Source organism: Devosia oryzisoli (assembly GCF_014837245.1).
GTDB classification, from domain to species: Bacteria; Pseudomonadota; Alphaproteobacteria; order Rhizobiales; family Devosiaceae; genus Devosia; species Devosia oryzisoli.
In genome coordinates, this window is sequence record NZ_JACYFU010000005.1 from 145604 (window position 1) to 169942 (window position 24339).

The window sequence follows — 24339 nt, forward strand, 5'->3', positions numbered from 1 at the left end:
GATGGCTGCAAAAAGTCATCATTTAACCTGACTGTCAATATCAACTTCAGGCCCTTCTGTGTCCCTCGCTGCCACCTTCGATGTCCCGCAACTCACCCGGCCCGCGCCGGGGCGGGTCCTGGCGTGGCTGGTGGCGGGCGTGTTGCTGGCCATGCTGGGCAGCCTCAGCCTCGGCTACCGCATCTATGGGCTCGGCCAGGTGTGGACGGCCTTTTTTGCGCCAGACGGCAGCGAGGCCGCTACGGTGATCGCCGGGCTCCGCCTGCCCCGCGCGCTGATCGCGCCGCTGACCGGTGCAGCCCTGGGGGTGGCGGGTACGGTGGTGCAGACGCTCTCGCGCAACCGCATTGCCTCCCCCGACACGCTGGGCCTCAATGGCGGCGCTGCCCTGGCCGTTGTCCTCGCCAGCACCGTCTTCGGGGTGCAGTCGCTGACGGGCCTGTCGCTCGCGGCTGCGCTGGGGGCCCTGATCACGAGCCTTGTGGTCTTCGGCGTCGCCGCCAGCGCCGGGGGGCTCTCGCCGCTCAAGATCGTCCTCGTCGGCGTGACCTTCGCCAGTCTTTCCCATGCGGTCGTTGAAGTCGTTCTCACCAGCAATGAAGCCCAGTTGCAGCAATTGCTGTTCTGGCTGAGCGGCGCCTTCGTGGACCGGCCCATGAGCCACGTGACCACCGGCTTTCCCGTCATCGCCCTGGGCGCCATGGTGGCATTTGCCTTGTCCCGGCCGCTCGATGCGCTGCAGGCCGACGACGCGACGGCCCAAAGCCTCGGGGTACCGCTGCCGCTGGTGCGGGGCCTCGCCTTTCTCGCCGTAGCCCTGCTGACCGGTGCAGCCGTCTCCATGGCCGGACCCGTTGCCTTTGTCGGTCTCGTCGTGCCGCACGCCGCCCGCCACCTCGTTGGCCTGCGGCACGTCTGGCAACTGCCGGCCAGCGCCCTCGTCGGGGCGCTCTATGCCCTGCTCGCCGACATCGTTGCACGTTTCGTCATCTTTCCGGTGGAGGCACCCGTGGGCGCCGTCACCGCTGTCGTGGGTGCCTTCGTCCTCCTCGTCCTGCTCCGGAGGCGCGCCGCATGAGTGCCCCCGCCCTTGCCCTGGACGTGCCGGCTAACCGCGGCCGCTGGGCGGTGGTGGCGATCATTGCGGCGCTGTTCGTCTTGCTGCTGCTGTCTGGCGTCGGGTTTGGCTCGACCTGGATCGGGCTCGATCACGTCGCCGGGGTGCTCCTCGGGGGCGGCGAGAAGATGGACCGGCTCGTGGTGCTGACCCTGCGCCTTCCGCGCGTGGTGGCTGCGGCACTGGCCGGCGGCGCCATAGCGCTCGCCGGATACCTCCTCCAGCGCATCACTCGCAACGAACTGGCCTCGCCCGGTGTCCTCGGCGTCGTCGACGGGGCCGCGCTTGGTGTCGTCCTGTTCCTCGCCATCTTTTCCAACGAGAGCAATGCCCTCGTCATTCCGGTCACCTGGCAACCGCTGGCTGCCGGGCTCGGGGCGCTCCTTGCCATTACGCTGGTCCTGACCCTGGCGGGCCGGCAGGCGACCTCGGCCGTCCGCCTGCTGCTGTTCGGAATCGCGGTGGCGGCTGTTGCAAAGGCGCTCACCACCATTTTCATGCTGATCGGCCCCATCTACCAGGCCTCCCAGGCCACACGCTGGCTGGCGGGCGCCGTCGACACCATCAACTGGGGCGAAATCCAGATCATGGCCACGGTGCTCGGCCCGCTGGTCCTCCTGACGGGTCTGCTGGCCAGGCACCTGCCGCCGGCCGATCTCGACGATGTTTCTGCGCGGGGCATCGGGCTCAACGTGCCGCTCTATCGCGTGCTGGTTTTCGTGGCGGCCGCGGCATTGACGGCGATCGCCGTCAGCTTCGTGGGCGGCGTGGGTTTTATCGGGCTGATCGCTCCGCACCTGGCGCGACTGCTCGTCGGCCGTGCCCGGCTGGCCGGCATGCTGGCCGCCGCGCTTCTGGGCGGCATGATGCTGATGGGCGCCGATCTTCTGGTGCGCGTCGCCTTCGCACCCATCGAGGTGCCCGCCGGGACGGTGACCGCCATCGTCGGCGCGCCCTATTTCCTGTTTCTCCTGATGCGAAAGGATCAGGCCAATGGATGAACCGAGCCGCATCGACATCGCCGACCTGACCCTGGCCTATGGCAGCGACATCGTGCTTGATGCGCTGAACCTGAGCATCCCGCGCGGCCGCATCACCGTGCTGGCCGGGCCCAATGGTTGTGGCAAGTCCACCCTGCTGCGCGCCATCCGGCGGCTCCATGCGCCCAAATCGGGCTACATCATGCTCGACGGCAAGGACATTGCCAGGCTGGGTAGCAAGGACCTGGCGCGCCAGATCGGGCTGCTGGCACAAAGCCCCAGCGCCCCCGCCGACATGACCGTCGAGGAACTGGTGCGGCTCGGTCGCTATCCGCACCAATCCATGCTGCAGCCCTGGAGCGCCCGCGACACCGCCGCCCTCGAACGCGCCATGGACGGCACCGGCGTCACGCATCTGCGAGGCCGCCGCATCGGCTCGCTCTCGGGCGGCCAGTTGCAGCGCGCCTGGATTGCCATGGTGCTGGCCCAGGAAACCGAGGTCATCTGCCTCGACGAGCCGGTCAACCACCTCGACATGGCGCACCAGCTCGATTGCCTCGACCTCGTCACCCGCCTCAACCGCGAGGAGGGCCGCACCATTGTCCTCGTGCTGCACGATCTCAACCTCGCGGCCCGCTATGCCGACAAGCTGGTGTTCGTCCACCACGGCCGGGTGGTCGCCTCCGGCGGGCCGGACAAGATGATGCGTCCCGACCTCATCGCCCAGGTGTTCGACGTGCGCGCCGAAGTCATCACCGACCCGGTGCACGGGCGCCCATTGTGCATCCCGCTCGGCCGCGCCACCGGCCAGGCCAGCAACACCGCGCCGACAAAGCTGGGCGTTTGATCCCGATCAAGGAGCCCGCGTCCGCGGATCGCTAAAGGGGAGCCCGTCACGCTTCGAGGGACCCCGCAATGCCCACCACGCCAGCCGAACTGGTCGACCGCTACGCCACGGCCGTTCCCCGCTACACCAGCTACCCCACCGCGCCGCACTTCCACACGGGCATCACACCCGAGACCTATGCGCGCTGGCTGAAAACGCTGGGGCAGGACGCAACGCTCTCGCTCTATCTCCATATCCCGTTTTGCGACCGGCTGTGCTGGTTCTGCGGTTGCCATACCAAGCACACGCTGCGCTATGAGCCGGTCGCGCGCTATCTCGATGCGCTCTTTGCCGAGATCGATTGGGTCGGCCAGCAACTGGCCGGGCGGGGGCGGGTCATCGCCATCCACCTCGGTGGCGGCTCACCAACCCTGCTGACGCCGGCCGACCTCCTGGCCCTCAGGGCGCACCTGGCCAAGACTTTCACGCTGGCGGCCGATGTCGAGATCAGCATCGAGATCGACCCCAACGACATCGACGACGGCCGTTACGACGCCATGGTTGCGTTCGGGCTCACGCGCGCCTCGCTCGGCGTGCAGGATTTTGATCCGGTGGTGCAGAAGGCGATCAACCGGCTGCAGAGTTTCGAGCAGACCAAGGCCGTGGTCGACGCGATGCGCGCCCGCGGCGTGCGCTCGGTCAACCTCGATCTCCTCTATGGCCTGCCCTACCAGAGCGAGGCGACGCTGGCGCGGACCGTGGAGGCGGCCCTCTCGCTCGACCCGGACCGCATCGCGCTTTTCGGATACGCGCATGTGCCGTGGATGAAGCCGCACCAGAAGATGATCCCGGACGCGGCATTGCCCGATGCCCATGCCCGCTTCGCGCAGGCCCAGATGGCCGCCCGCATGCTGACCAGCGCCGGCATGACCGCCGTGGGCTTCGATCATTTCGCCAGGCCCGGCGACAGCCTCGCCATCGCCACCGGCAACGGCACGCTGCGCCGCAACTTCCAGGGCTATACCGACGACGCGGCCGACGCCCTGATCGGTCTCGGCGCCTCTGCCATAGGCCAGCTGCCGCAGGGCTATGTGCAAAACCTCGTGCCCACCGCCCAGTACATGGAGTGCGTCAGCGGCGGCGCCGGGGCCACGGCGAAAGGCTTCGCGCTCACCCCCGAGGACCGGCTGCGGGCTCACGCCATAATGACCCTCCTTTGCCGCTTTGCGCTCACGCCCCGCGATGTGGGCGGCTTCGGCGCAGCCGGCCGGGCCCTCCTCGAGGAGGCGCGCACCATCGCCCTGCTCGACAAAGACGGGCTCGTGGAAATGGACGGCGAGACCTTCCGCGTCACCGAACGGGGCCGCCCTTTCGTGCGCACCATCGCCGCACGCTTTGACCGCTACCTCAACGCGGGCGCGGCACGGCATTCACTGGCCGTCTAGCTTTGGGCGCCGGACTGGCAAGAAACGGCGCAGGCCGCCCGTTTTGCAGCATGCGGCAGTTGCGTCGGCCCGGCGGAGAAAAACATTCTCCCAAACCGTTGTATCCCTCCCCGGCCTTGTGCATTTTTGCTCGCAAAACCCGGCCCGGCCTTTCGGACCGGCGCACGAAGGAGATCAAGGATGAAACTGTCCAAGCTGTTTTTCGCCGCAGCCCTCTTGAGCCTGGCGACCCCTGCGCTCGCGCAGACCGCGCTTGACGATATCAAGACGGCCGGCGCGCTGCGCATCGGCACCGAAGGCACCTACGCCCCCTTCACCTTCCACGATGCCTCCGGCGCCCTGGTGGGGTTCGATGTCGAGATCGGCGAAGCCATTGCCGACAAGCTCGGCGTCAAGGCCGAATTCGTGGAAGGCCCGTGGGACGGCTTGATCGCTGGCATCGACGCGAACCGCTATGACGTGGTCATCAACCAGGTCGGCATCAATCCCGAGCGCCAGGCCAAGTACGACTTCTCCGAGCCCTATATCGCCTCCAAGGCCGCCTTGGTGGTCAAGCAAGACAACACCGACATCACGACCTTCGAGGACCTCAAGGGCAAGCGCGCCGCCCAGACCCTGACCAGCAATTTCGGCAAGCTGGCCCAGGAATACGGCGCCGAGCTGGTTGGCACCGAGGGCTTCGACCAGTCCATCGCCCTGGTGCTGCAGGGCCGCGCCGACGCCACCATCAATGACAGTCTGTCCTTCTACGACTTCAAGAAGCAGCAGCCCGATGCGCAGGTGAAGGTCGTGGCGACCGCTGAAGATGCCGATTTTTCCGGCGTACTTCTCGCCAAGAACAAGCCAGAACTGCTGGCGGCGATCAACGAGGCGCTCGAAGCCATCAAGGCTGACGGCACCTACGCCGAAATTTCCCAGAAGTACTTCGGCGAAGACGTCTCGCAGTAATCGCTCCTATTGCCTAATCTCGGGGACCGGCCATCGTGCCGGTCCCTTTGTTTGTCGGAAGGCCGCCGCATGCCGCACTGGCTGAATTTGATGATCGATGCCCTGCCCTCGCTGCTCTGGGCGTGCCTCCTGTTTACCGTGCCGCTGACGTTGCTCTCTTTCATCCTCGGCCTGGGGCTAGGCTTCCTCGTGGCGATAGCGCGGCTGTTCGGGCCCCGTCCGCTGGCCGCGATCGTCGCCTTCTATGTCTGGATCATCCGCGGCACGCCCCTGCTGGTCCAGCTCTTCCTAATCTTTTATGGCCTGCCCAGCGTCGGCATCGTTCTCGATGCCTTTCCCGCGGCGCTGATCGGGTTCACCCTCAATGTCGGCGCCTATACCTCCGAAATCATCCGCGCCGTGCTCCTGGCCGTGCCCAAGGGGCAGTGGGAGGCGGCCTATTCCATCGGCATGAGCTGGCCGCAGGCCATGCGCCGCACCATCCTGCCGCAGGCGGCGCGCATCGCCGTGCCGCCGCTCTCCAACACCTTCATTTCGCTGGTCAAGGACACCTCGCTCGCCGCCGCGATCACGGTGCCCGAACTCTTCCGCGCCGGCCAGCGCATCGTCGCCACCACCTATGAGCCGCTGATCCTCTATGTCGAGGTGGCGCTGGTCTACCTCGTCGTCAGCTCGGCCCTCTCGAGCCTGCAGGGCCGCATCGAAAAGCGCTTTGCCCGCTATGGCGGCTTTGTCGGAGCCTCCGCATGATCGCGCTCACCGGCATCGACAAGACCTTCGGCGACAATCACGTCCTCAAGTCCGTTTCCGTTGCCGTCCCCGAGGGTGGCGTCACTGCGCTGATTGGCCCCTCGGGAAGCGGCAAGAGCACGCTCTTGCGCTGCGTCAACCTGCTCGAGATCCCCCAGGCGGGCGAGGTGCGCATCGACGACGTCAAGGTCACCTTCGCGCCGGGCACCAGGGTCGAGCGCCAGCAGGTCCAGGCTCTGCGCCGCAAGACCGGGATGGTGTTCCAGAACTTCCAGTTGTTTCCGCATCTGACCGCCATAGAGAACGTCATGGAGGGCCTTCTCGTGGTCCTCAAATGGCCGCGCGAGAAGGCGCACGCCCGCGCCCTCGAATTGCTGGACAAGGTCGGCATGCGCGAAAAGGCCGACGCCTGGCCGTCCAGTCTTTCGGGCGGGCAGCAACAGCGCGTCGCCATTGCGCGCGCTCTGGCGCCAGCGCCCAAGGTGCTGCTTTGCGATGAACCCACTTCTGCCCTCGACCCCCAGCTGGCCGGCGAAGTCGTGGAGGTGCTGGCCCAACTGGCCCGCGAAGGTACCACCATGCTGATGGCGACGCACGATCTGCGCCTGGCCGCCTCCATCGCCAGCAATGTGGTGTTCCTCCAGGATGGAGAAGTGGTCGAGGCCGGCCCGGCCGCCGACGTCTTCGGCGCGCCAAGGGACCCGCGCACCCAACGCTTCATTTCGTCACTCACCGCCCAGGCGACGCTGTCCTGAACCACTTGCCGTGCGCGTCACGGCCTCCCCCCTCACGGGCAGCAGCATCACCCTGCGCACCGCCATTGAATGCCTGCAGGAAACCCATACGGGTCCAAGGCTGTTACCAAAACAACCGGCCTGATCGAGAGGCCGGATCGCGATCGGCGACGGGGTCAGGCGTGAGCGCAGAAATCTTCATCTTCGCCGGAGCAGTGATCCTGCTCTCGGCTTGGCTGCCTTTGATCCTGAACGGCAGCCCGCTTTCTTTGCCGATGATCGCGGTGGCCGCTGGCTGGATCGCTCCCGTCTTCACCGGCATCGAGGATCCCCTGGTCACCTACGGCGGAGTCATCGAGCACGTGACCGAAATCGTGCTTCTCTCCGCGATCTATGGAGCCGGCCTCAAGGTCGATCGGCCCTTCAACTTCCGGCGCTGGGGTTCAACCTGGCGCCTGCTGCTGGTGGTTATGCCTCTTTCGATCGCAGCGCTTGCCGCTCTGGCGGGATGGCTGATCCAACTGCCCCTCGCCACTGCGATCCTTCTGGGGGCCATGCTGGCGCCGACCGATCCGGTTCTCGCCTCCGATCTCCAGCTGGGCCCTCCGGGAGTCGGCGAAGAAGGAGAAAGCCGATTCGCCCTGACGACGGAGGCCGCACTCAACGACGGCCTGGCCTTTCCTTTCGTGCTGCTGGGCCTGCAACTGACCGACGGCAGTGCCGGCACCCTGGCCGGCCTGGGCCACTGGTTTGCGGTCGATTTCCTGTTTAGCACCCTTGGTGGTGTCGCGGTGGGCGCCGGAGTGGGCATCGGGCTCGTGCAGTTCAACCGCATTCTGCCCGAGAAATGGCGCCTTCACGTCAGCAACAGTGGCCTTGCCGGCCTCGCCCTCGCCTTTGTGACCTATGGCATCTGCGAACTGCTCGAGGTCAACGGTTTCGTGGCCGTGTTCTGCGAAGCCGTCGCCGTGCGCAACACCACCCAGGGTTTTGATTACGCCCAGCGACTGTCGCACGCCGCCGCGCAGATCGAGCGCGCCGTCATGGTGTTCGTCATGCTCTTCTTCGGCTTCGCGCTGAGCCACGGGCTCTTGGAGGGAACGCGCCTGGAACTGGTCGCCTTTGCTGCGGCCGCCCTCCTGATCGTCCGTCCGGTCGCGACAGCCATTGGTTTCCTCGGGAGCGGCCACGAGCGGAGCACCCGCACGGCCCTTGGATACTTCGGCATCCGCGGCATCGGCTCGATCTACTATGCCGCCTACGTCGTCGCCCACCATCCGATCGGCTGGTCACACGACGTGCTCACCACCACGGCACTCACCGTTCTGCTGTCCGTGGTGCTTTATGGTGCCACGAGCCCGTTCGCCATCCGCCGCCTTCTTCCCGGCGGCGGCTGACGTCAGGCGGTTCACGCCTCGATATAGATTGGGTTGGAGAGGGCGCGGCGGATGGGCTGCTCGGCCACGTCGCGCGGGGTGAGGTTCCAGGGCAGCTCCCCGTCTCCAACTATGGCTTTCAGTTCAGCCACTAGCCGCTCCCGGCTGGCGTCCGCAACGATTTCCGCGCGCACGAACAGGCTTGGCCCCTCAAGGGAAATCGAAGCTGACCAGTCGTCGCTGGGGATCGGCAGTTCGGCGATGGTGCCGGTGGCGTCGAGCAACCACAGCCGGTCGCCCGCCGCCCGACGCACCACCACCTCGACTTCTCCGGCGGCCTCGACACTGTCGCCCATCACTGCCCCGCCGACCGTAATTTCGAGATGCGGTCCGTCAGGGCTTTCGGTGATGTAGCCGCGACCGGCCCGCATCGCCGCCAGCACGGCGTCTTCGGACAATTCGGGCAGCCACAGCACCGTGGTCGGCCGCGCCAGCACCAGCGGTCCCTCGGGCAGTAACCGGTCCGGCTGGTGGAAATCGGACCCGCCGATGGCCGAAAGCCGCATGCCGGCTGCAAGCCGCTGCTGGTACCGCGCGAGCGACACCCAGTTCCAGTCCAGCCATGTCGATTGCCAGACTTCCTGGCAGTCCGCCGCCGGCATGTCATAGTCCCAGGGAATGACAGGCTTGTCGTGGTTGATGGAGAGGAGGCCCCTGCGCTCATGCACCAGCCGTTCGAGCACATGCGCGTCGCTCGGTTGCGTCATGCGGAAATCGATCCACTCATCGACCCCGAAGACATTGGCGTGCCCCACCGCCGTCGTCACCTCCATGCCGCGCACGAAGACGAGGTCCGGCGAGGAGTGGGGGTGGAAATAGCGGCGCTGCGTGATCGTGTTGTGGTCGGCCACCGCCAGGAAATCGAGCCCCGCCTGCTTTGCTGCCGCATGCAGCAGTTCGGGGCCGCCTCGGGCGTCCGAATGGAAGGTATGGCAATGGAGATCGCCGCGATACCACCCTGCCCCCGCCCGCACCGGCGCCGGTCGCGCAGGCTGCGGCGCGAGCGCCCGCGGCGACCCGTCCAGGGCGACCGTGACAGTAACGTCTACGCCTTGCTCGGGGACCTTGTAGAGCCCCAGGATGACGTTCCACCGCCCCGGCTGGATTTCGCCGTGCACATAGCCGGGCGTCGCGTCGTCCGTGGCGATGAAGAACCGGTCGCGCGCCCCGCCGCTCCAGCCGCGGAACCCCTCGCGGGTGGGATAGCCGGTATCGCGCGGGTCGAAGGCGCCGAGGTCGATGATGCAATCGGGCGCCTTCTGGTAGACCAGGGTCACCTCGATCCGCGTCGTGCCCGCAGGCACCTCGAACGGGACGTAGAAATAGGGGTTCGCGGCCTGGTCAGCCGGCGTAACATGGGCAGTCATCTGCATGGAGCGCTATTCCTTGACCCCGCCGACCGTGAGGCCGCGGATCAGATATTTTTGCATGAAGGGGTAAAAGACCAGCAGCGGCACCAGCGCCAGCAGGATGGCGGCCATGGTCACGTTGGGGGCGATGAAATCGTTGGTGGAGGTCGAGTTCTCTCCCAGGATCACCGATTGGAGCGCGATCTGCAGCGTGACCTTTTGCGGGTCGTTGATGAACAGCAGCGGCTCGATGAAGAGATTGTACTTGTGCACGATCTGGAAGGCCGCGACCGTCAAGACGCCCGGCAGCGCCAGCGGCAGGTAGAAATCCTTGAGCAGCTTGAAGTGTCCCGCCCCGTCGATGCGCGCCGATTCGATCATCGAGCGCGGCACCTGCTCGAAATAGGTCTTCATCAGGAGAATGGAAAAGGCCGAGACCATTTCTGAGACGATCAGCGAGAGCAGCGTGTTGAGCAGGTGGAACTGCTTGAACACCACGAAGAGCGGCACGAGGATCACCTGCGTGGGGATGGTCAGGGTCAGCAGGATAATTCCGGCGATAATGCTCCGCCCGGGAAGGTCCTTCTGGATCAGCACATAGCCGCCGAGCGCCGAGAGGATGACGTGGACCGTCGTGCCGACCACGGTGACATAGAGCGTGTTGGCGAAGGGCCGCACGAAATCGAGGCGGCGGAACAGCGTGTCGAAGCCCTCCAGCGAGAACGGCGAGGGCCAGAGGTGGATGCCGGGCTGCAGCGAAGCGAACTTGCTGGAAAACGCCGTCGACACCACCGTCCAGAGCGGAATGATCATCATCGCCGCCAAGAGCAGCAGGATCAGGTAGGAGAGGATGCGGGCGGAACGGGACTGCAGCATCTCAGGCCTCCGCATCTTCGTTGCGGATGAAGACGCGCGCTACTGCCGAAATCAGCAGCGAGACCGCCAGCAGCACCACGCCGGCGGCGCTCGCCACCCCCAGATCGAATTTGAGGATGCCGCGTTCATAGGTGAAGATCGCCAGCGTCCGGATCTGGTCGGCCGTCCGCCCGTTCAGCATCAGGAAGGCGGAATCGAAGGTGCGCAGCGACCCCAGCAGGGTGAGCAGAAACACCACGCGGATCATCGGCATCAGGTGCGGCAGGATGATGTCGCGGATCTTCTTGAAGTCGTTCGCCCCGTCGATCGAGGCCGCCTCCAGAATGTCGGGGCTGAGGGACAGCAGCGCTGCCAGGTAGATGAGCGCGTGAAAGCCGATATCCTTCCAGACCGTGAGCCCGATCACCATGGGACGCGCCCAGGCCGGGTCGGCGAAGAAGCTGATGGGCTGCTCGATGATCCCTGTGGCCAGGAGGACGCTGTTCACCAGACCCACGGGGGAGAGCGTATTGAGCCACACGCCGACGATGATGACCCAGGACAGCAGATACGGCGTGTAGATGGCCGTCTGCAGCCCGCGCTTGAGCCAGTCCGGCGTGATCTGGAGGAGCGCGATGGCCGGCAGGATGGGCAGGAGCGTGCCCACCAGGGTAATGCCCACCGCGATGATCAGCGTGTTCCAGATGGCTTGCCACACCATGGGCGTGGCAAAAACCTTGGCATAATTGTCCCAGCCGACGAAGCCGACCGGCCCCAGGAGCCCGGCCTTCTGGAAGGACAGGAAGATGCCCTGGCCCATGGGATAGAACAGGAAGGCGCCGAAATAGGCCAGGATCGGGGCGATCAGCACGTAGAGCATCCAGTGCCGGCGGATGCGGTCGATCATGGCGAGCCTCTCGAGCAGAGGGAGGGTGGGCCGCCCGGTGGGGCGGCCCGCGATACTTACTCGTCGATCAGACCCGCCGACATCAGCTCGTCATGCATGGCCTGGACCGCTTCGGCACCGGTGACTTCCCCCAGCATCGCCTGGAACGCGTGCTTTTCCACGATCGGCTGTGCCTCGGACCACTCCGGCGGCAGATACTCCATCGTGGCGTGTTCCATGATGATGTCCTGCGCTTCCTGAACGCCCGGCAGCGGCGGGAAGGGGTTCTTCCAAGTGGTGGAGGAAACGCGCGGCGAACCGTGGTCCATGCCGTGCGCCTTGCCCTGCTCGGTCAGCTCGTACTTGCCGTCCGCGGTCTTGGTGTAGTCAACGCCCTCGATGCCCAACGTCCCCAGAATATAGCCCGGCTCGGAGTGCCAGAATTCAAGGAACTTGATGGCGTTCTCCGGATGCTCGGCATTGGCCGGGATCATCCAGAGCGAGGCATCGCCGCGGCGCAGGATGATGTCGCCATCGGGCCCCGGCACGCCAGCGACGCCCTTGGCCTCGAACGGGCTGTCGGGGTGGTCGGTCGCCATGATGTTGTTGAACAGGCCCACCCAGGCGTCCCAATAGGTCACGGCTGCCACGCGGTCGGTCATGAACAGATTGCGGAAATCGCCCGAGCCATTGGTGGTGAAGTTGGGGTCGAGCAGCCCTTCCTTGGAAAGCATGCCGAACCAGTCATAGACTTCGGCGGCGGCAGGCGTCGCATAGGGAATGGTGCGCTTGTCCCCATCCATCACGTAGCCGGCCTTGATCCCGGCCGCCGACATGAAGCCCTGGATGTCGTAGAGCTTGGAGGTCGAAAGCCCGTAGGCGTCCTTGTTCTCCTTGGCCCACTGGAAGAACTTGTGCCAGTCTTCCAGCGTCACGGGCGTTTCCATGCCCGCTTCGTCCAGCCAGTCCTGGCGGATGGTGGGCAGCGTGCCACCCTCGAACTTGTTCGGCACCGCCCATTTGCGGCCCTCGATATCGAACAGTGCCCATTCGTCGGCGGGAATCTCGGCCTCATCCGAAAGCACGGAAGAGTTGGCGACGAGATCGGTGACGTCCATCACGGCGCCCTGCTCGACCAGACCCGGCAGCATCTTGGAGTCGCCGTAGATCAGGTCGTACTTCTCGCCACTGGCCAGGGACGTGAACATCACGTTGTCATAGTCCGAGGCGGGCTTGACCATCTCGATGTCGAGGCCAAGCTTCTTTTCCAGCTCCGCCACGAATTGCTCATGCTCGGCGGCATCCTTGCCGCCGCTGACGGCGGTCAGAATGCGCAGATCGGCGGCCAGCGCTGTGCCGGCCATCAGGGCAGCGGCGAGCACCGACAAGCTCACGGTCGCAAATGTCTTCATCTGGATTCCTCTCCCGAAAAGCGAGGCGGGATGCCTCGCCGCGACCCGTCCTCCATATGCGGGTCAGATGACAGCAGAATGAACGCGTGTACAAACATGCCGATCGCTGGGGACAGTTCCGCCCGTCACACAACCGTCGCTTGCGCCCCATAATGGGTGGGTACTGCGTCTTTTTCCTTGCGCGCCACTTTTGCTGCCGAAAGAAAACTGGCAGTATTTTGAACACGCTGTCAATACATGTCACGGAGCCACATGCCCGAGGAGCAGGAGACGCGCGGCGGGCGGGCGACCGCCGAAATGGTTGCCGCCCTGGCCCAGGTCTCGCGCGTGGCGGTGTCGCGCGCGTTCAACCCCCATGCCTCGCTGAAGGCCGACAAGCGCGAGCGCATCCTGCGGGTCGCCCGCGAGCTCAATTACACTCCGGACCGCGCCGCGCGCGCCCTGGTCAGCGGCCGCACGCACCTGATCGGCGTCATCGTTCCCGACGTCTACAGCTACTGGGAGAGCCAGGAGATCGACGCGCTGACAACCGCCCTCCAGAACGAGGGGTTTGCCACGCTGCTGTTCAAGACGCGCACCGACTACAGCATGGACGAGCAGCTGCTGGCCTATATGCGCGGCTTCAACCCGGACTCCGTCATCGCCTTCGTCGAGAACGTCAAGCCCGTCACGCTGACCCGGTTTCTCGATCGGGCGGTTCCCATCTATGTCGACTACCCCATGGCCGGCGCCCCGGCAGAACCCGAGCACGGGCCGCTCTACGACCGGCTTAACATTCTCCAGCACAGCGGCATCGATCAGGCGGTGGCCTTGCTGCAGGGCTATGGCGCCAGGCGGATCGCCTATCTTTCGGGGCACGGAAAGTCCCGCGCCAGCGCCGCACGCGAAGCCACGTTACGCCAGGTCCTGGAGGAGCGCGGCTTTCAGCCACCCATCCTTGCCCCAGGCGATTTCGGCTACGAGACCGCCTACCAGGCGACCATCGATCTCTTCCGGGTCCGCGGCGGTGCCGACGGCGTCTTCGCGGCCAACGATGTCAGCGCCTTCGGCGCGCTCGATGCGCTCCGCCACGAACTCGGCCTGCGCGTGCCGGGCGACGTCAAGGTGGTGGGGTTCGACGACATCGCCCAGTCGCACTGGAAGAGCTACAACCTGACCACCGTCAAGTTCGACCTGCACGAGCGCGTGCGGGCCCTGGTCCGGCTGATCCTGCGCCGTCTCAACGATCCGCAGGCCGAGAGCCTGGTGGAGACGCTCGACACCCGTCTCGTGGTGCGCGGCACCGTAGGATGACCATATGACCCCGCCTCTGATCCACCTGATCTTCAAGACCCATCTCGATATCGGCTTTACCGACCATGCCGCCCGGGTGCGCCGGCAATACCACGAGCAGTTCATCCCGCAGGCGATCGCCACCGGGGAACACTTCTTCTTCGAGAACCCGCACGATTCCCAATTCATCTGGACCACGGGCGCCTGGCTGATCTGGGACCACCTCACCTCGCAGCCCCCTGAGCGCGTCCAGCGCCTTGAACGCGCCATCGAGCGCGGCCTCATCACCTGGCACGCCCTGCCCTTCACCACGCACACCGAGCTGATGTCCCCGGCCCTGCTGCGGGCCGGCCTCTCCTTTTCCCAGGAGCTCGACCGGCGCTTCGGCCGCACTACGACTGCGGCCAAGATGACCGACGTGCCGGGACATACGCTGGGCATGGTTCCCATCCTGGCCGAGGCGGGCGTGCGCTTCCTCCACCTGGGGGTCAATACCGCCAGCCCCGTCCCCGATGTACCGCCCATCTTCCGCTGGCGCGCGCCCGATGGCAGCGAGCTGGTGGTCATGTACCAGGGGTCCTATGGCGGCACCGACTTTCCGGCCGGCGCCGACGTCGGCATCAGCTTTGCCCACACCAACGACAATATCGGGCCGCAAAGCGTGGGGCAGACGGTGGAGGCGCTGCGGCACCTCCGCCATGAGCATCCCGAGGCGCAAATCCGGGCCTCGACGCTGGATGCCTTCGGGGCCGAGATGTGGGCGCGGCGCGAGCAGTTCCCCATCGTCACATCGGAGATCGGCGATAGCTGGATCCATGGCACCGCCAGCGATCCGATAAAGCTCGCCCGGTTTCGCGCGCTGCAGCGCCTCGTGGATCAATGGGAGCGATCTCCCTCCCCATCCCGGCTCGCCTTTGCCCGGGGCCTCACCATGGTGCCCGAGCACACCTGGGGCGTCGACATCAAAACCTATCTGCGCGACGAGACGGCCTGGGATCGGGAGGCTTTCGAAACCGCCCGCCGCACCGATCCGCGCTTTGCCTACACCGAACAGTCCTGGGCCGAGCAGCGCGCCTATATGGAGACCGCGCTGGACCAGCTCGGCCCGGCCGATCGGCAGGACGCCGACGCTGCGCTGGCCCAAACGCATCCGCCTGCGCCAGCTACGCCGCTGCCGGGTGACACTCTGAAAGATGGCGGCTGGCAAGCCACGCTGTCACCCGAGGGCGGCATCGCGTCGCTTGTAACACCCGACGGCCAGACTATTCCGGGCCGCGACGGCATTCTCTTCGGCTTCACCCACGAAAGCTACGACTGGGCGGCGCTGCAGACCCATCTCGACAGCTACCTGCTGCACCGGGAAGTCTGGGCCATTCTCGATCACGATAAGCCCGGTCTCCAGCGGGCAAGAACTGCGCGCACGGCCAGCTTCGTCCCCCAGGCCGATGGAATTGCAGATGGACGTATCTCAGTGGCGCACTTGCCGGTCCAAGCGCATGACCGCCTTGGCGCACCCGAGCGGATAGAGATCGGCATCCGCGGCATCGACGAGAACCGCCTCGCCATCACCCTCGTCCTGCGCAACAAGCCGGCCAATCGCATGCCGGAAGCGGGTTTTTTCCAGTTCACGCCGGCCGACGCGGCCAAGTGGCAGTTGCGCAAGATGGGCCTTTGGCAGAGGAGCGGCGACATTGCCCGCCGTGGCGGAGGCCAGTTGCAGGCGGTTGGGGCGGCGCGGACAGGCAAAGTGGGCTCGGGCCTTGAACTGGAACTGCTCGATGCGGCCCTCGTTGGCCCTGCCACCGCGCCCTTCCTGCCCTTCCAGCCAGAGCCTCCGGACTATTCGGGTGGGCTCCGGGTCAATCTCTACAACAATAAATGGGGCACCAATTTTCCCATGTGGTGGGAAGGCGATGCGCTGTTCCGGTTCACCCTGAGCCTCTCCGAAGTCACCGCTGACTGAATGCTTGTGGAAATCACCACGCCAGAGCCGGCGGGCGGGCCCGCAGGAGCCATCCGTTAGCACTCCATTAACCATAATCTTGCCTGATGCGCAGTGGCAGTGGGACACTTCGGAGCAGCACCAATGACGGACCGCGACGCGCATATCATCGTCGTCGGCAATGAAAAGGGCGGATCGGGGAAATCCACCACCGCGCTGCACCTGGCCATCTACCTGCTGCATCAGGGCCATAGCGTCGCCACCATCGATGTCGATAGCCGCCAGCAGACCCTGACCCGCTACATCCGCAATCGCCGCGCCACCGCCGACACGCACGGGCGCGACATCCTCATGCCCAGGCATGTCCATCTCCCCACCGCCTGGGGCGATTCCATCCGCGAAAACCAGCGCGTCGAACAGGAGTTGTTCAACCGCGCCATGGATGGCTTGCGCCGGGAAGTCGACTTCGTGGTGATCGACACGCCCGGCTTTGACGGCAATCTCGGCCGGTTGGCCCATGCCGCCGCCGACACGCTGATCACGCCCATCAATGACAGTATGATCGACCTCGATGTGCTGGCCCGCATCGACGCCAGGACCGGCGAGCCGCTCGAGGCCAGCCCCTATTCGCGCAACGTGCAGAAGGCCCGGGCCGAGCGGCAGGCTCGCACCGGGAGCGGGACCGATTGGGTGCTGGTGCGCAACCGCATTTCGGGCCTGGCCTCCCGCAACACCAACCGCGTGCAGGATGCCGTCGAACGGCTGGCCGCGGGCCTGGGCTGCCGGGTCGCCGAAGGGATCGCCGAGCGGGTGATCTTCCGCTCGCTGTTCCTGGTCGGCATGACGGTGTTCGATCCGCTCGAAGCGGACCTCCTGGGCGGGCCGCCGTCGCTCTCGCATGTCAATGCGCGGCAGGAATATCGGGCGCTCGTCTCCTCGCTCCGGCTGCCCCGGAACGAACCCCTGGCCCTTTCGGCCTGAGGCGCGCAGTTTAGACGGCCACCGCACCCGGCATGGCGCTGACCTGGCGCTCGCCCAGGGCGGCCCCGACACCGATGATGATCGGCTGCGTCAGGTCCATGGTCCGCATGTCAACGTTCGCCTGAACCAGCGTGGTTCTGCGGATGATCTGGCTTGGGCGGGCCACGCTGTTGGCAAGGACCACGGGCGTCTGCGGCGACAGTCCGTACGCGAGCAGATGCGCGAACAGTTCCGCGCTCGTCCGGCCAGCCATATAGAAGATCGTCGTCGTCGCCGGATCCGTCAGGGCCCCCCAGTCAAGGTTGCGTGGCAATCGCCCATCGCGGGCGTGGCCGGTGACGAACCGCACCGATTGGGCACAGTCCCGGTGCGTCAGCGACACCTTGAGCTCGGCGGCGAGCGCCAGCGCCGTGGTGATGCCGGGCACGACCTCCACGGCGATGCCGGCGGCATCGAGTTCAGCGATTTCCTCGCCGGCGCGACCGAAGATCATCGGGTCGCCCGACTTCAGCCGGACGACGTGCCGGCCGGCCCTGGCCAGAGCGATCATCGTGGCATTGATGTCCTCCTGACGGCAGCTCTCGCGCCCGCCGCGCTTGCCCACGAGGATGCGCCTTGCCTCCCGCCGGGCCAGCTCGAGCACCTCATCGGACACCAGATCGTCAAACAGGATCACGTCTGCCGCCTGCAGCGCCCGCATGGCCTTGAGCGTCAGATATTCGGCGTCGCCCGGACCGGCCCCGACGAGCGTGACCCGACCAGAAGCGCGCCCCTTTGCGGCAGCGAGCCAGTCGTCGACGGCCGAGACGCTGATTCCGCTCCTGAAGGCCGCTTGCGCCAGACGCTCCCAGAAATGCCGCCGCTCGGCGCCCGGCCGCAGGAGGCGCGTGACCCGCTCGCGAACATCGCGGGCAAGCGCGGCCCAATCGGCTAGGCGATGGGGCAGCAGCGCCTCGATCCGTTGCCGCACGGCCTGCCCCAGAATGGGTGCTGCGCCGCTGCTCGAAATGCCGACCACCACAGGGGACCGGTTGACGATCGAGCCGAACTGGAAATCGCAGAAGGCGGGCTTGTCGATGACGTTGACCGGCACCCCGTGCCCACGCGCGGCAGATGAAAAGCGGATGGCTTTGTCATCGTTTTCACACTCGCCCACGGCCAAGGCGTATCCCGCCCACGCGGCAGCACTCCAGTGATTGGCGCGACGCCGGACCTGGCCGCTTTCGAGCAGGGACAGCATTTCGGGGCACAGATCGTCAGACGCTGCGAAAAGCTCCACGTCAGCGCCTGCCGCGGCGAGGAGTTCTGCTTTCCAGGCGGCCCCTTCCGAGCCGCCGGCAAGCAGGACGCGCTTGCCGGCGAGGGCATAGAAGACCGGGAGCACGGCAAGAGGCGCCATGCGGGGACGCGAAGCTGGCGTGGGCACGCGCGGCACGACATGCATGTCCCGGTCCTCCTTCTTATTCAGCGGCGACGGCGCTGGCGTCGATGTCGCGCTGCAGCGGGACCACCTTTTCGCGGGAGGGCGCAGTCCGGCCGTGCGTGGCATAGAGCGTCAGGCCGACAAAGGTGAGGCCGCCAACGAGATTGCCCACGACGGTCGGGATCTCGTTCCAGATCATGTAGTCGAGGAAGGAAAAATTGCCGCCCAAAAGGATACCGGAGGGGAACAGGAACATGTTCACGATGGAATGCTCAAAGCCCATGTAGAAGAACAGCATGATGGGCATCCACATCCCGATCACCTTGCCGGACACCGAATTGGACATCAGCGCGGCGACCACGCCAGTCGACACCATCCAGTTGCAGAGCACGCCCCGGATAAAGAGCGTCAGCATGCCCGCGGCGCCGTGGGCGGCATAGCCGAGCGTCCGGCCTTCCCCGATGTGACCGATCTTTTCGCCCACCGCGTCCGGGGCCTGGCTGAAGCCGAAGGTGACGATGACGGCCATCATCAGCGCCACAGTCAGGGCACCCGCAAAATTGCCGATAAAGACGAGTCCCCAGTTGCGCAGGACGCCCATGAGGGTCACGCCGGGCCGCTTGTCGATCAACGCCAGCGGCACCAGCGTGAAGACACCCGTCAAGAGATCGAACCCCATGAGGTAGAGCAGGCAGAAGCCGACGGGAAACAGCACGGCGCCCAGCAAAGGCTGGCCGGTCTGGACGGTGATGGTGATGGCGAAGGCGGCCGAGAGCGCCAGAATGGCGCCGGCCATGAAGGCGCGGATCAGGGTGTCGCGCGTCGACATGAAGATCTTGGCTTCGCCGGCATCGATCATCTTCTTGATGAAGTCTGAGGGGGCTACGTAGTCCATGGTTCTCTCCCGAAATCGGTCGGTGGTGGGGGTCGTTCAGGCCGCGCTGCGGGCGCGGAGCGTTTGCGCATCGATGAGGATGCGGTTGTCATGCAGGCGCAGCGGATAGGTCCGTACCGCGCCCGCGTCGGCGCCCTGCGCCTCGCCCGTCTCGAGCGAAAAGACCCAGTTGTGCAGGGGGCAAGTCACCTGCGCGCCGTGCACGATCCCCTCGCTCAAGGGCCCGCCCCGATGCGGGCATCGGTCGTCGATGGCAAAGACGCGGTCATCGGCGGTGCGAAAAATCGCGATCTTGCCAAGCGGTGTCGTCAGGCATCGCGCACCGCGAGAGGGCACGTCGGCGAGAGCGCCGATATCGATCCAGTCGGTCATGAGTTTTCTCCCCGGGCAGCAGCGGTGCAGGAAAGTTTGCGTGCCATGCCGATCACTCCGCGGCCTGCATGAGCTGGACGTCGGCCATGGCGGCGAACTCATGCGCATCCTTGCCATTGACGCGCTCTTCCCATGGATCGACCTGGGCGAAGGTCTGCGAGTGGACGAAGCGCTCGTAGAGCTGGCGGCGCCGGTCCTTGTCCTGCACCACCTGGGCCTTGATGCTGTCGGTCCCGACCCGCTTCATCCATTTGTAGATGCGCTCGAGATACCAGCCCTGCTCCCGGTAGAGCTGGGTGAGGGCGGCGATGATCTCGACCGTCTCGTCCTCGCTCGCGGCATGGCAGAGCACTTCCGTGCCCCTGATCTCGAGCCCGGCAGCGCCGCCGAAATGGATTTCGTACCCGGAGTCCACGCAGATGACGCCGATATCCTTGCAGGTGGCCTCGGCACAGTTGCGCGGGCATCCGGAGACGGCGAGCTTGAGCTTGGCCGGCGTCCAGGAGCCCCACATGAACTTTTCGATCCGCACTCCCAGGCCGGTAGAATCCTGCGTGCCGAACCGGCACCAGTCCGAGCCGACGCAGGTCTTGACCGTCCGCAAGCCCTTGGCATAGGCGGCGCCCGACATCATCCCGGCACGGTTGAGGTCAGCCCAGACGGCAGGCAGGTCCTCCTTGCGCACGCCCAGAAGATCGATCCGCTGCCCTCCCGTCACCTTGACGGTGGGGATGTTGAACTTGTCGGCCACGTCGGCGATGGCGCGCAGCTCGGCGGCATTGGTCAACCCGCCGAACATGCGCGGCACCACCGAATAGGTGCCGTCCTTCTGGATGTTGGCGTGCACCCGCTCGTTGATGAAGCGGCTTTGCCCGTCATCCTCGTATTCACCGGGCCAAGTGGCAACGAGATAGTAGTTGAGCGCGGGGCGGCACTTGGCGCAGCCGCAGGAGGTTTTCCACCCCAGCTCCTGCATCACCGCCGGAATGGACTTGAGATCCTGCGCCACGATCATGCGGCGCACCTCGTCGTGGCCGAGCTCGGTGCAGCCGCAGATGGGCTGGATGGCGCTGGGATTGTAGCGGTCGCCCAGGGTGGCCATCAGCAGCTTTTCAACAAGGCCAGTGCAGGAGCCGCAGGATGCCGAGGCCTTGGTGTGGGCGCGCACATCGTCGAGCGTGGTGAGGCCCTTGCCGGCAATGGCACTGGTGATGGTGCTCTTGCACACGCCGTTGCAGCCGCAGATTTCCGCCTCGGCAGGCAGATTGGCGACCGCGGCCAAAGGATCGGCCGTGGTGCCCTGCGTATGGTTCTGCCCGTAGATCAGCGTGTCGCGCATGGCGCCGATATCGACGCCGCGCTTGAGGAGATCGAAGAGCCAGGCGCCGTCTGTCGTGTCGCCATAAAGGACAGCGCCCAGCACCCGGTCCTGCTTGAGCACGACGCGCTTGTAGATGCCGGCTGCTGCGTCGCGCAGGACGATTTCTTCGCGATCCTCCGCATCGGCAAAATCGCCTACCGAGTAGAGACTGACCCCCGTCACCTTGAGCTGGGTTGCCGTCTGGACTGGCATGAAGGGCACGCTCTCGCCCACCAGCGTCTTTGCCGCGACCCTGGCCATGTCATAGAGCGGCGCGACGAGCCCATAGACAGTCTGGCCATGCTCGACGCATTCGCCCAACGCCAGGATGTCGGGGTCCGACGTCACCATGAAGTCGTCGACGACGATGCCGCGCGCCACCTCGATGCCGGCATCGGTGGCAAGGCGCGTCTCCGGCCGGATGCCAGCGGCCATGACGACGAGATCGGCGGGATAGACCGTGCCGTCCTCGAGCGCCACGGCCTCCACGCGGCCATTGCCCACGATCGCCTTGGTCTGGGCCTTGCAGTGCACGGTGATGCCGCGGCTTTCGAGTGTCCGGCGCAGCAGGTAGCCCGCCGCAGGATCGAGCTGGCGCTCCATCAGGTGCGGCGCCAGATGCAGCACCACGACCTCCATGCCCCGCCCGCGCAAGGCCGCAGCTGCCTCAAGTCCCAGCAGGCCGCCGCCGATGACCACCGCACTGGCGCCGGGCCTGCGGGCCACGGCCACCATGGCCTCCACATCGTCGAGGTCGCGAAACGCCCGGACGCCGTGCAGGTCCTTGCCAGCGATGGGCGGGATGAAGGGCGCGGAGCCGGTGGCAATGACGAGCCGGTCGTAAGGCGTTTCCACCCCGTCCGCGAAAACGGTCTTCGCCTGCCGGTCGATCTTGGTGACCGTGCGACCGAACCGGCAATGCACCTCGTGGGCAGCGTACCAGTCTTCGTTGTGGGTCACGATGTCCCGGTACTGCTTTTCGCCCGCCAGCACGGGCGAGAGCATGATGCGGTTGTAGTTGCCGCGCGGTTCGGCCCCGAACAAAGTGACGTCGAACCGGCCGGGCGCTGTTTCGAACAGATGCTCCAACATGCGGCCCGAGGCCATTCCGGCACCGATGACGACTAGTTTTTCGGCCATTTTCTCTCCCGAAAGCTCTGCTGCATCGCAGAAACAAAGCGCCGCCAACCAGCAGGACCTCCGTCGGCAAGACGAAGCTCTGTCGGTTGGCGGCGTTGCCAAAGAGGAGGCGCCCGTCGTTGGACACCGATCTCACGCGCCGAAGCGCTTGCTCAGATCATTGCACGAAGCGTGCCAATGGGGCTTCGTGAGGAGAGAGGGAGCAAATTCAGGGAGTTAAGAGGATTTCTCCTGCGGCAGGCGTGAACCGCCGATCTGCCTAATTGGACAGCACATAAGCGACCTGCACATTTTGCAGTCATTTCAGCTGCTGAACGATGTAGGCGTCCAGCCGATCCGGATCAAAGCTCATGCCGTCGAAGAATCCATCGGGCCCAAGCGTAAGATGTCCGTCCTGTGCGCCGACTGCGGTGGCTTCGGTCAGGGCCCCTTCGATCTTGCTGCTGCCTCCTGGGACTGGCATCCCCATGCCGCTAAGGGCAGCGCGATAGAGGTCGGGACGGTAGCTCCGGGCTGCGCGAGCGGCGTTTTCCGCCGTATGTCGGACCTGTCCCCAGCGCACCATCTGGGAGTAGAACCACAGCGCATGGCTGGCCCAGGGGAAATTCGCGGCCCGTGAATAGGGGACGAAAAAGTCCGCCATCAGCCGCTCTTGTCCCGCGGCAAATTCCAGCCGCCCCGTGAGCGCCCGCAATAGAAGATCGGCGTCGACGCCGAGGCGATCCTCCCGCGCCAGCATCTGGGCAAGGACAGCATGATTGGCCGGATCCTCGCACCACCGCGCCGCCCGCGTAGCGGCCCGCAGCAGGGCCGCAAGCTGTTCGGGAAACCGCTCGGCCCATTGCAGGCGCGTGCCCAGCACCTTGTCCGGGCTCATCTGCCAGATCTGTCCCTTGGTGGTGACGATGCGCCCGACGCCGCGAGCCACCGCCATCGACCCATAGGGTTCGCCGACGCAGAAGCCGTCGGTGCGCTTGGCGGCGAGCGCGTCGGCCTGCAGCGGCGGCGGGACGATGACGATATCCACGGCCCGGTCGGGGTCGATCCCGGAGGCCGCGAGCCAGTAGCGCAGGGCGTAGTTGTGGGCGCTTTCGGGATGCACCACGGCCAGCCGCAGCCGCGGCCGGCCCGCCGCCTCCCGCCGCCGCACCACATCGCGCAAAGCCCTGCCCACTGCGCCAGGCTCTCCGTCGGCGGGAGCCCCGGCAGCGTCCATCGCCGACCAGACATCGAGCGACATGGTAATGGTCGCGCCCCCCAGGCCCAGCGCCATCGGCGCAACCACCGCCGTGTCGAGCGGTGTCAGCCCCAGGTTGGCGCTGATCGGCATAGGACCGAGCATGTGCGCCACATCGAAGTGCCCGACCGCCACGCGATCGCGAATGTTGGCCCACGAGGTTTCCCGCACGAAACGCAGCTGCAGCCCCTCGCTTTCGGCAAATCCGAATTCCTCCGCCGCAAGCAGCACGGCGCTGTCGAGCAGGGGGACATAGCCGGCGATGATCTGCGTCAGGCCCATGGCAATTGTTCCCTCATGGCCCGAGCAGGTCTGAGGCGGTGATGAGGGCCTGCGCGATATCTAGGATCTTGCGGTTCTGGTTCATCGCCGTTGTGCGCAACAGGCTGTACGCCTCGTCTTCGGACAAGCCTCGGCTCTGCATCAGGATGCTCTTGGCCTTGTCGATCACCTTGCGCCCCTGCAGTTCCGATCGCGCCGCCTCGAGCTCCTTGCGCAGCCGCGAGAAAGCGCGGAACCGCACGATGGCCATGTCGAGGATGGGCTTGACCCGATCCTTGCGCAGCCCATCCACCACATAGGCGGACACACCCGCATCGACCGCAGCCTCGATCTCGGCCGGGTCGGACTTGTCGACGAACATGGCGATGGGCCGCTCGATGATGCGGCTGAGCGCGAAGAAATGCTCGAGCACGTCCCGGTTGGGGTTTTCGAGATCGATGATCACCACATCCGGCGCGATCATGCCGATCTGCGAGGCCACCTCGTCGATGTCGGTCACGATGTGCACCGCCGTATGCCCGGCCTCGCGCAAACCCGCCTCGATGATGGAGGCGCGGATGGCGTTGTCGTCGATCAGGAGGATGGAGAGCGCTTCGGGCATCGGCTCTTGTGCAATGGGGCAGAGCCACGACGCCGCAGCTGATGGCGGGACTTTACGGGAGGCCGGCGAGGCTGCGCAAGATGCCTGCTTGCGCCC

At 65.8% G+C, this 24339-nt stretch carries 21 protein-coding genes; 11 read left to right on the top strand and 10 right to left on the bottom strand.

Annotation, left to right across the window (positions count from 1 at the left end; translation table 11 throughout):
* Window positions 1–58: 58 nt before the first annotated feature.
* From IC608_RS16875 to IC608_RS16910, 8 genes are all read left to right on the top strand, one after another.
* Complete coding sequence (locus tag IC608_RS16875; protein ID WP_345890920.1) at window positions 59–1078, top strand: FecCD family ABC transporter permease; 1020 nt, start codon at window positions 59–61, stop codon at window positions 1076–1078.
* Window positions 1075–2118, top strand: coding sequence for a FecCD family ABC transporter permease (locus tag IC608_RS16880; protein WP_191777926.1), 1044 nt, complete (start codon window positions 1075–1077; stop codon window positions 2116–2118). Before IC608_RS16875 ends, IC608_RS16880 begins: the two co-directional genes overlap by 4 nt.
* Window positions 2111–2944, top strand: coding sequence for an ABC transporter ATP-binding protein (locus IC608_RS16885; protein ID WP_191777927.1), 834 nt, complete (start codon window positions 2111–2113; stop codon window positions 2942–2944). Before IC608_RS16880 ends, IC608_RS16885 begins: the two co-directional genes overlap by 8 nt.
* 68 nt (window positions 2945–3012) lie before the next feature.
* Entirely contained in the window at window positions 3013–4368 is a 1356-nt protein-coding gene (gene hemN, locus IC608_RS16890; protein WP_191777929.1) for an oxygen-independent coproporphyrinogen III oxidase, read from the top strand.
* Between the two features lie 180 nt (window positions 4369–4548).
* Window positions 4549–5316: an amino acid ABC transporter substrate-binding protein gene (locus tag IC608_RS16895; protein ID WP_191777931.1), complete on the top strand. Its 768-nt coding sequence runs from the start codon at window positions 4549–4551 to the stop codon at window positions 5314–5316.
* Window positions 5317–5385: 69 nt separating this feature from the next.
* Window positions 5386–6066 (top strand): amino acid ABC transporter permease, encoded by a 681-nt coding sequence (locus tag IC608_RS16900; RefSeq protein WP_191777933.1) that lies wholly within the window; start codon window positions 5386–5388, stop codon window positions 6064–6066.
* Window positions 6063–6821: an amino acid ABC transporter ATP-binding protein gene (locus IC608_RS16905; protein WP_191777935.1), complete on the top strand. Its 759-nt coding sequence runs from the start codon at window positions 6063–6065 to the stop codon at window positions 6819–6821. The genes IC608_RS16900 and IC608_RS16905 overlap by 4 nt, the downstream gene beginning before the upstream one ends.
* Before the next feature lie 161 nt (window positions 6822–6982).
* Window positions 6983–8197 carry a cation:proton antiporter domain-containing protein gene (locus IC608_RS16910; protein WP_191777938.1) on the top strand — a complete coding sequence of 405 codons (1215 nt, stop codon included), beginning with the start codon at window positions 6983–6985 and terminating at the stop codon, window positions 8195–8197.
* Window positions 8198–8208: 11 nt separating this feature from the next.
* Here the strand turns inward: IC608_RS16910 and IC608_RS16915 are convergent, their stop codons facing one another.
* The 4 genes from IC608_RS16915 to IC608_RS16930 are packed head-to-tail and all read right to left on the bottom strand — an operon-like array spanning window position 8209 to window position 12738.
* Window positions 8209–9609: a CehA/McbA family metallohydrolase gene (locus tag IC608_RS16915; RefSeq protein ID WP_191777940.1), complete on the bottom strand. Its 1401-nt coding sequence runs from the start codon at window positions 9607–9609 to the stop codon at window positions 8209–8211.
* A 6-nt stretch (window positions 9610–9615) separates the two neighbouring features.
* Window positions 9616–10461 carry a carbohydrate ABC transporter permease gene (locus IC608_RS16920; RefSeq protein WP_210316403.1) on the bottom strand — a complete coding sequence of 282 codons (846 nt, stop codon included), beginning with the start codon at window positions 10459–10461 and terminating at the stop codon, window positions 9616–9618.
* 1 nt (window position 10462) lies between these two features.
* Complete coding sequence (locus tag IC608_RS16925; protein ID WP_191777944.1) at window positions 10463–11347, bottom strand: carbohydrate ABC transporter permease; 885 nt, start codon at window positions 11345–11347, stop codon at window positions 10463–10465.
* A 56-nt stretch (window positions 11348–11403) separates the two neighbouring features.
* Window positions 11404–12738 (bottom strand): extracellular solute-binding protein, encoded by a 1335-nt coding sequence (locus IC608_RS16930; RefSeq protein WP_191777946.1) that lies wholly within the window; start codon window positions 12736–12738, stop codon window positions 11404–11406.
* Between the two features lie 252 nt (window positions 12739–12990).
* On the opposite strand from IC608_RS16930, the gene IC608_RS16935 reads away from it, so the two are divergent.
* From IC608_RS16935 to IC608_RS16945, 3 genes are all read left to right on the top strand, one after another.
* Entirely contained in the window at window positions 12991–14031 is a 1041-nt protein-coding gene (locus IC608_RS16935) for a LacI family DNA-binding transcriptional regulator (protein WP_248306468.1), read from the top strand.
* Between the two features lie 4 nt (window positions 14032–14035).
* Window positions 14036–15973, top strand: a complete 1938-nt coding sequence (locus IC608_RS16940; RefSeq protein WP_191777948.1) for a DUF5054 domain-containing protein — start codon at window positions 14036–14038, stop codon at window positions 15971–15973.
* 123 nt (window positions 15974–16096) lie between these two features.
* Window positions 16097–16933: a division plane positioning ATPase MipZ gene (locus tag IC608_RS16945; RefSeq protein WP_191777950.1), complete on the top strand. Its 837-nt coding sequence runs from the start codon at window positions 16097–16099 to the stop codon at window positions 16931–16933.
* 10 nt (window positions 16934–16943) lie between these two features.
* Here the strand turns inward: IC608_RS16945 and cysG are convergent, their stop codons facing one another.
* The 6 genes from cysG to IC608_RS16975 all read right to left on the bottom strand — a co-directional run bounded on the left by cysG (window position 16944) and on the right by IC608_RS16975 (window position 24243).
* Window positions 16944–18377 carry a siroheme synthase CysG gene (cysG, locus tag IC608_RS16950; RefSeq protein WP_248306469.1) on the bottom strand — a complete coding sequence of 478 codons (1434 nt, stop codon included), beginning with the start codon at window positions 18375–18377 and terminating at the stop codon, window positions 16944–16946.
* A gap of 16 nt (window positions 18378–18393) precedes the next feature.
* Complete coding sequence (locus tag IC608_RS16955) at window positions 18394–19251, bottom strand: formate/nitrite transporter family protein (protein WP_191777952.1); 858 nt, start codon at window positions 19249–19251, stop codon at window positions 18394–18396.
* A gap of 36 nt (window positions 19252–19287) precedes the next feature.
* The gene (gene nirD / locus IC608_RS16960; RefSeq protein WP_191777954.1) at window positions 19288–19623 is read right to left on the bottom strand and encodes a nitrite reductase small subunit NirD; all 336 of its coding nucleotides are present in this window, start codon (window positions 19621–19623) and stop codon (window positions 19288–19290) included.
* Between the two features lie 52 nt (window positions 19624–19675).
* Window positions 19676–22123: a nitrite reductase large subunit NirB gene (nirB, locus tag IC608_RS16965; protein WP_191777956.1), complete on the bottom strand. Its 2448-nt coding sequence runs from the start codon at window positions 22121–22123 to the stop codon at window positions 19676–19678.
* Between the two features lie 298 nt (window positions 22124–22421).
* On the bottom strand, window positions 22422–23642 hold the full coding sequence (locus IC608_RS16970) for a CmpA/NrtA family ABC transporter substrate-binding protein (protein WP_191777958.1): 1221 nt from the start codon (window positions 23640–23642) through the stop codon (window positions 22422–22424).
* A 13-nt stretch (window positions 23643–23655) separates the two neighbouring features.
* Window positions 23656–24243, bottom strand: a complete 588-nt coding sequence (locus IC608_RS16975; RefSeq protein ID WP_191777960.1) for an ANTAR domain-containing response regulator — start codon at window positions 24241–24243, stop codon at window positions 23656–23658.
* Window positions 24244–24339 lie beyond the last annotated feature (96 nt).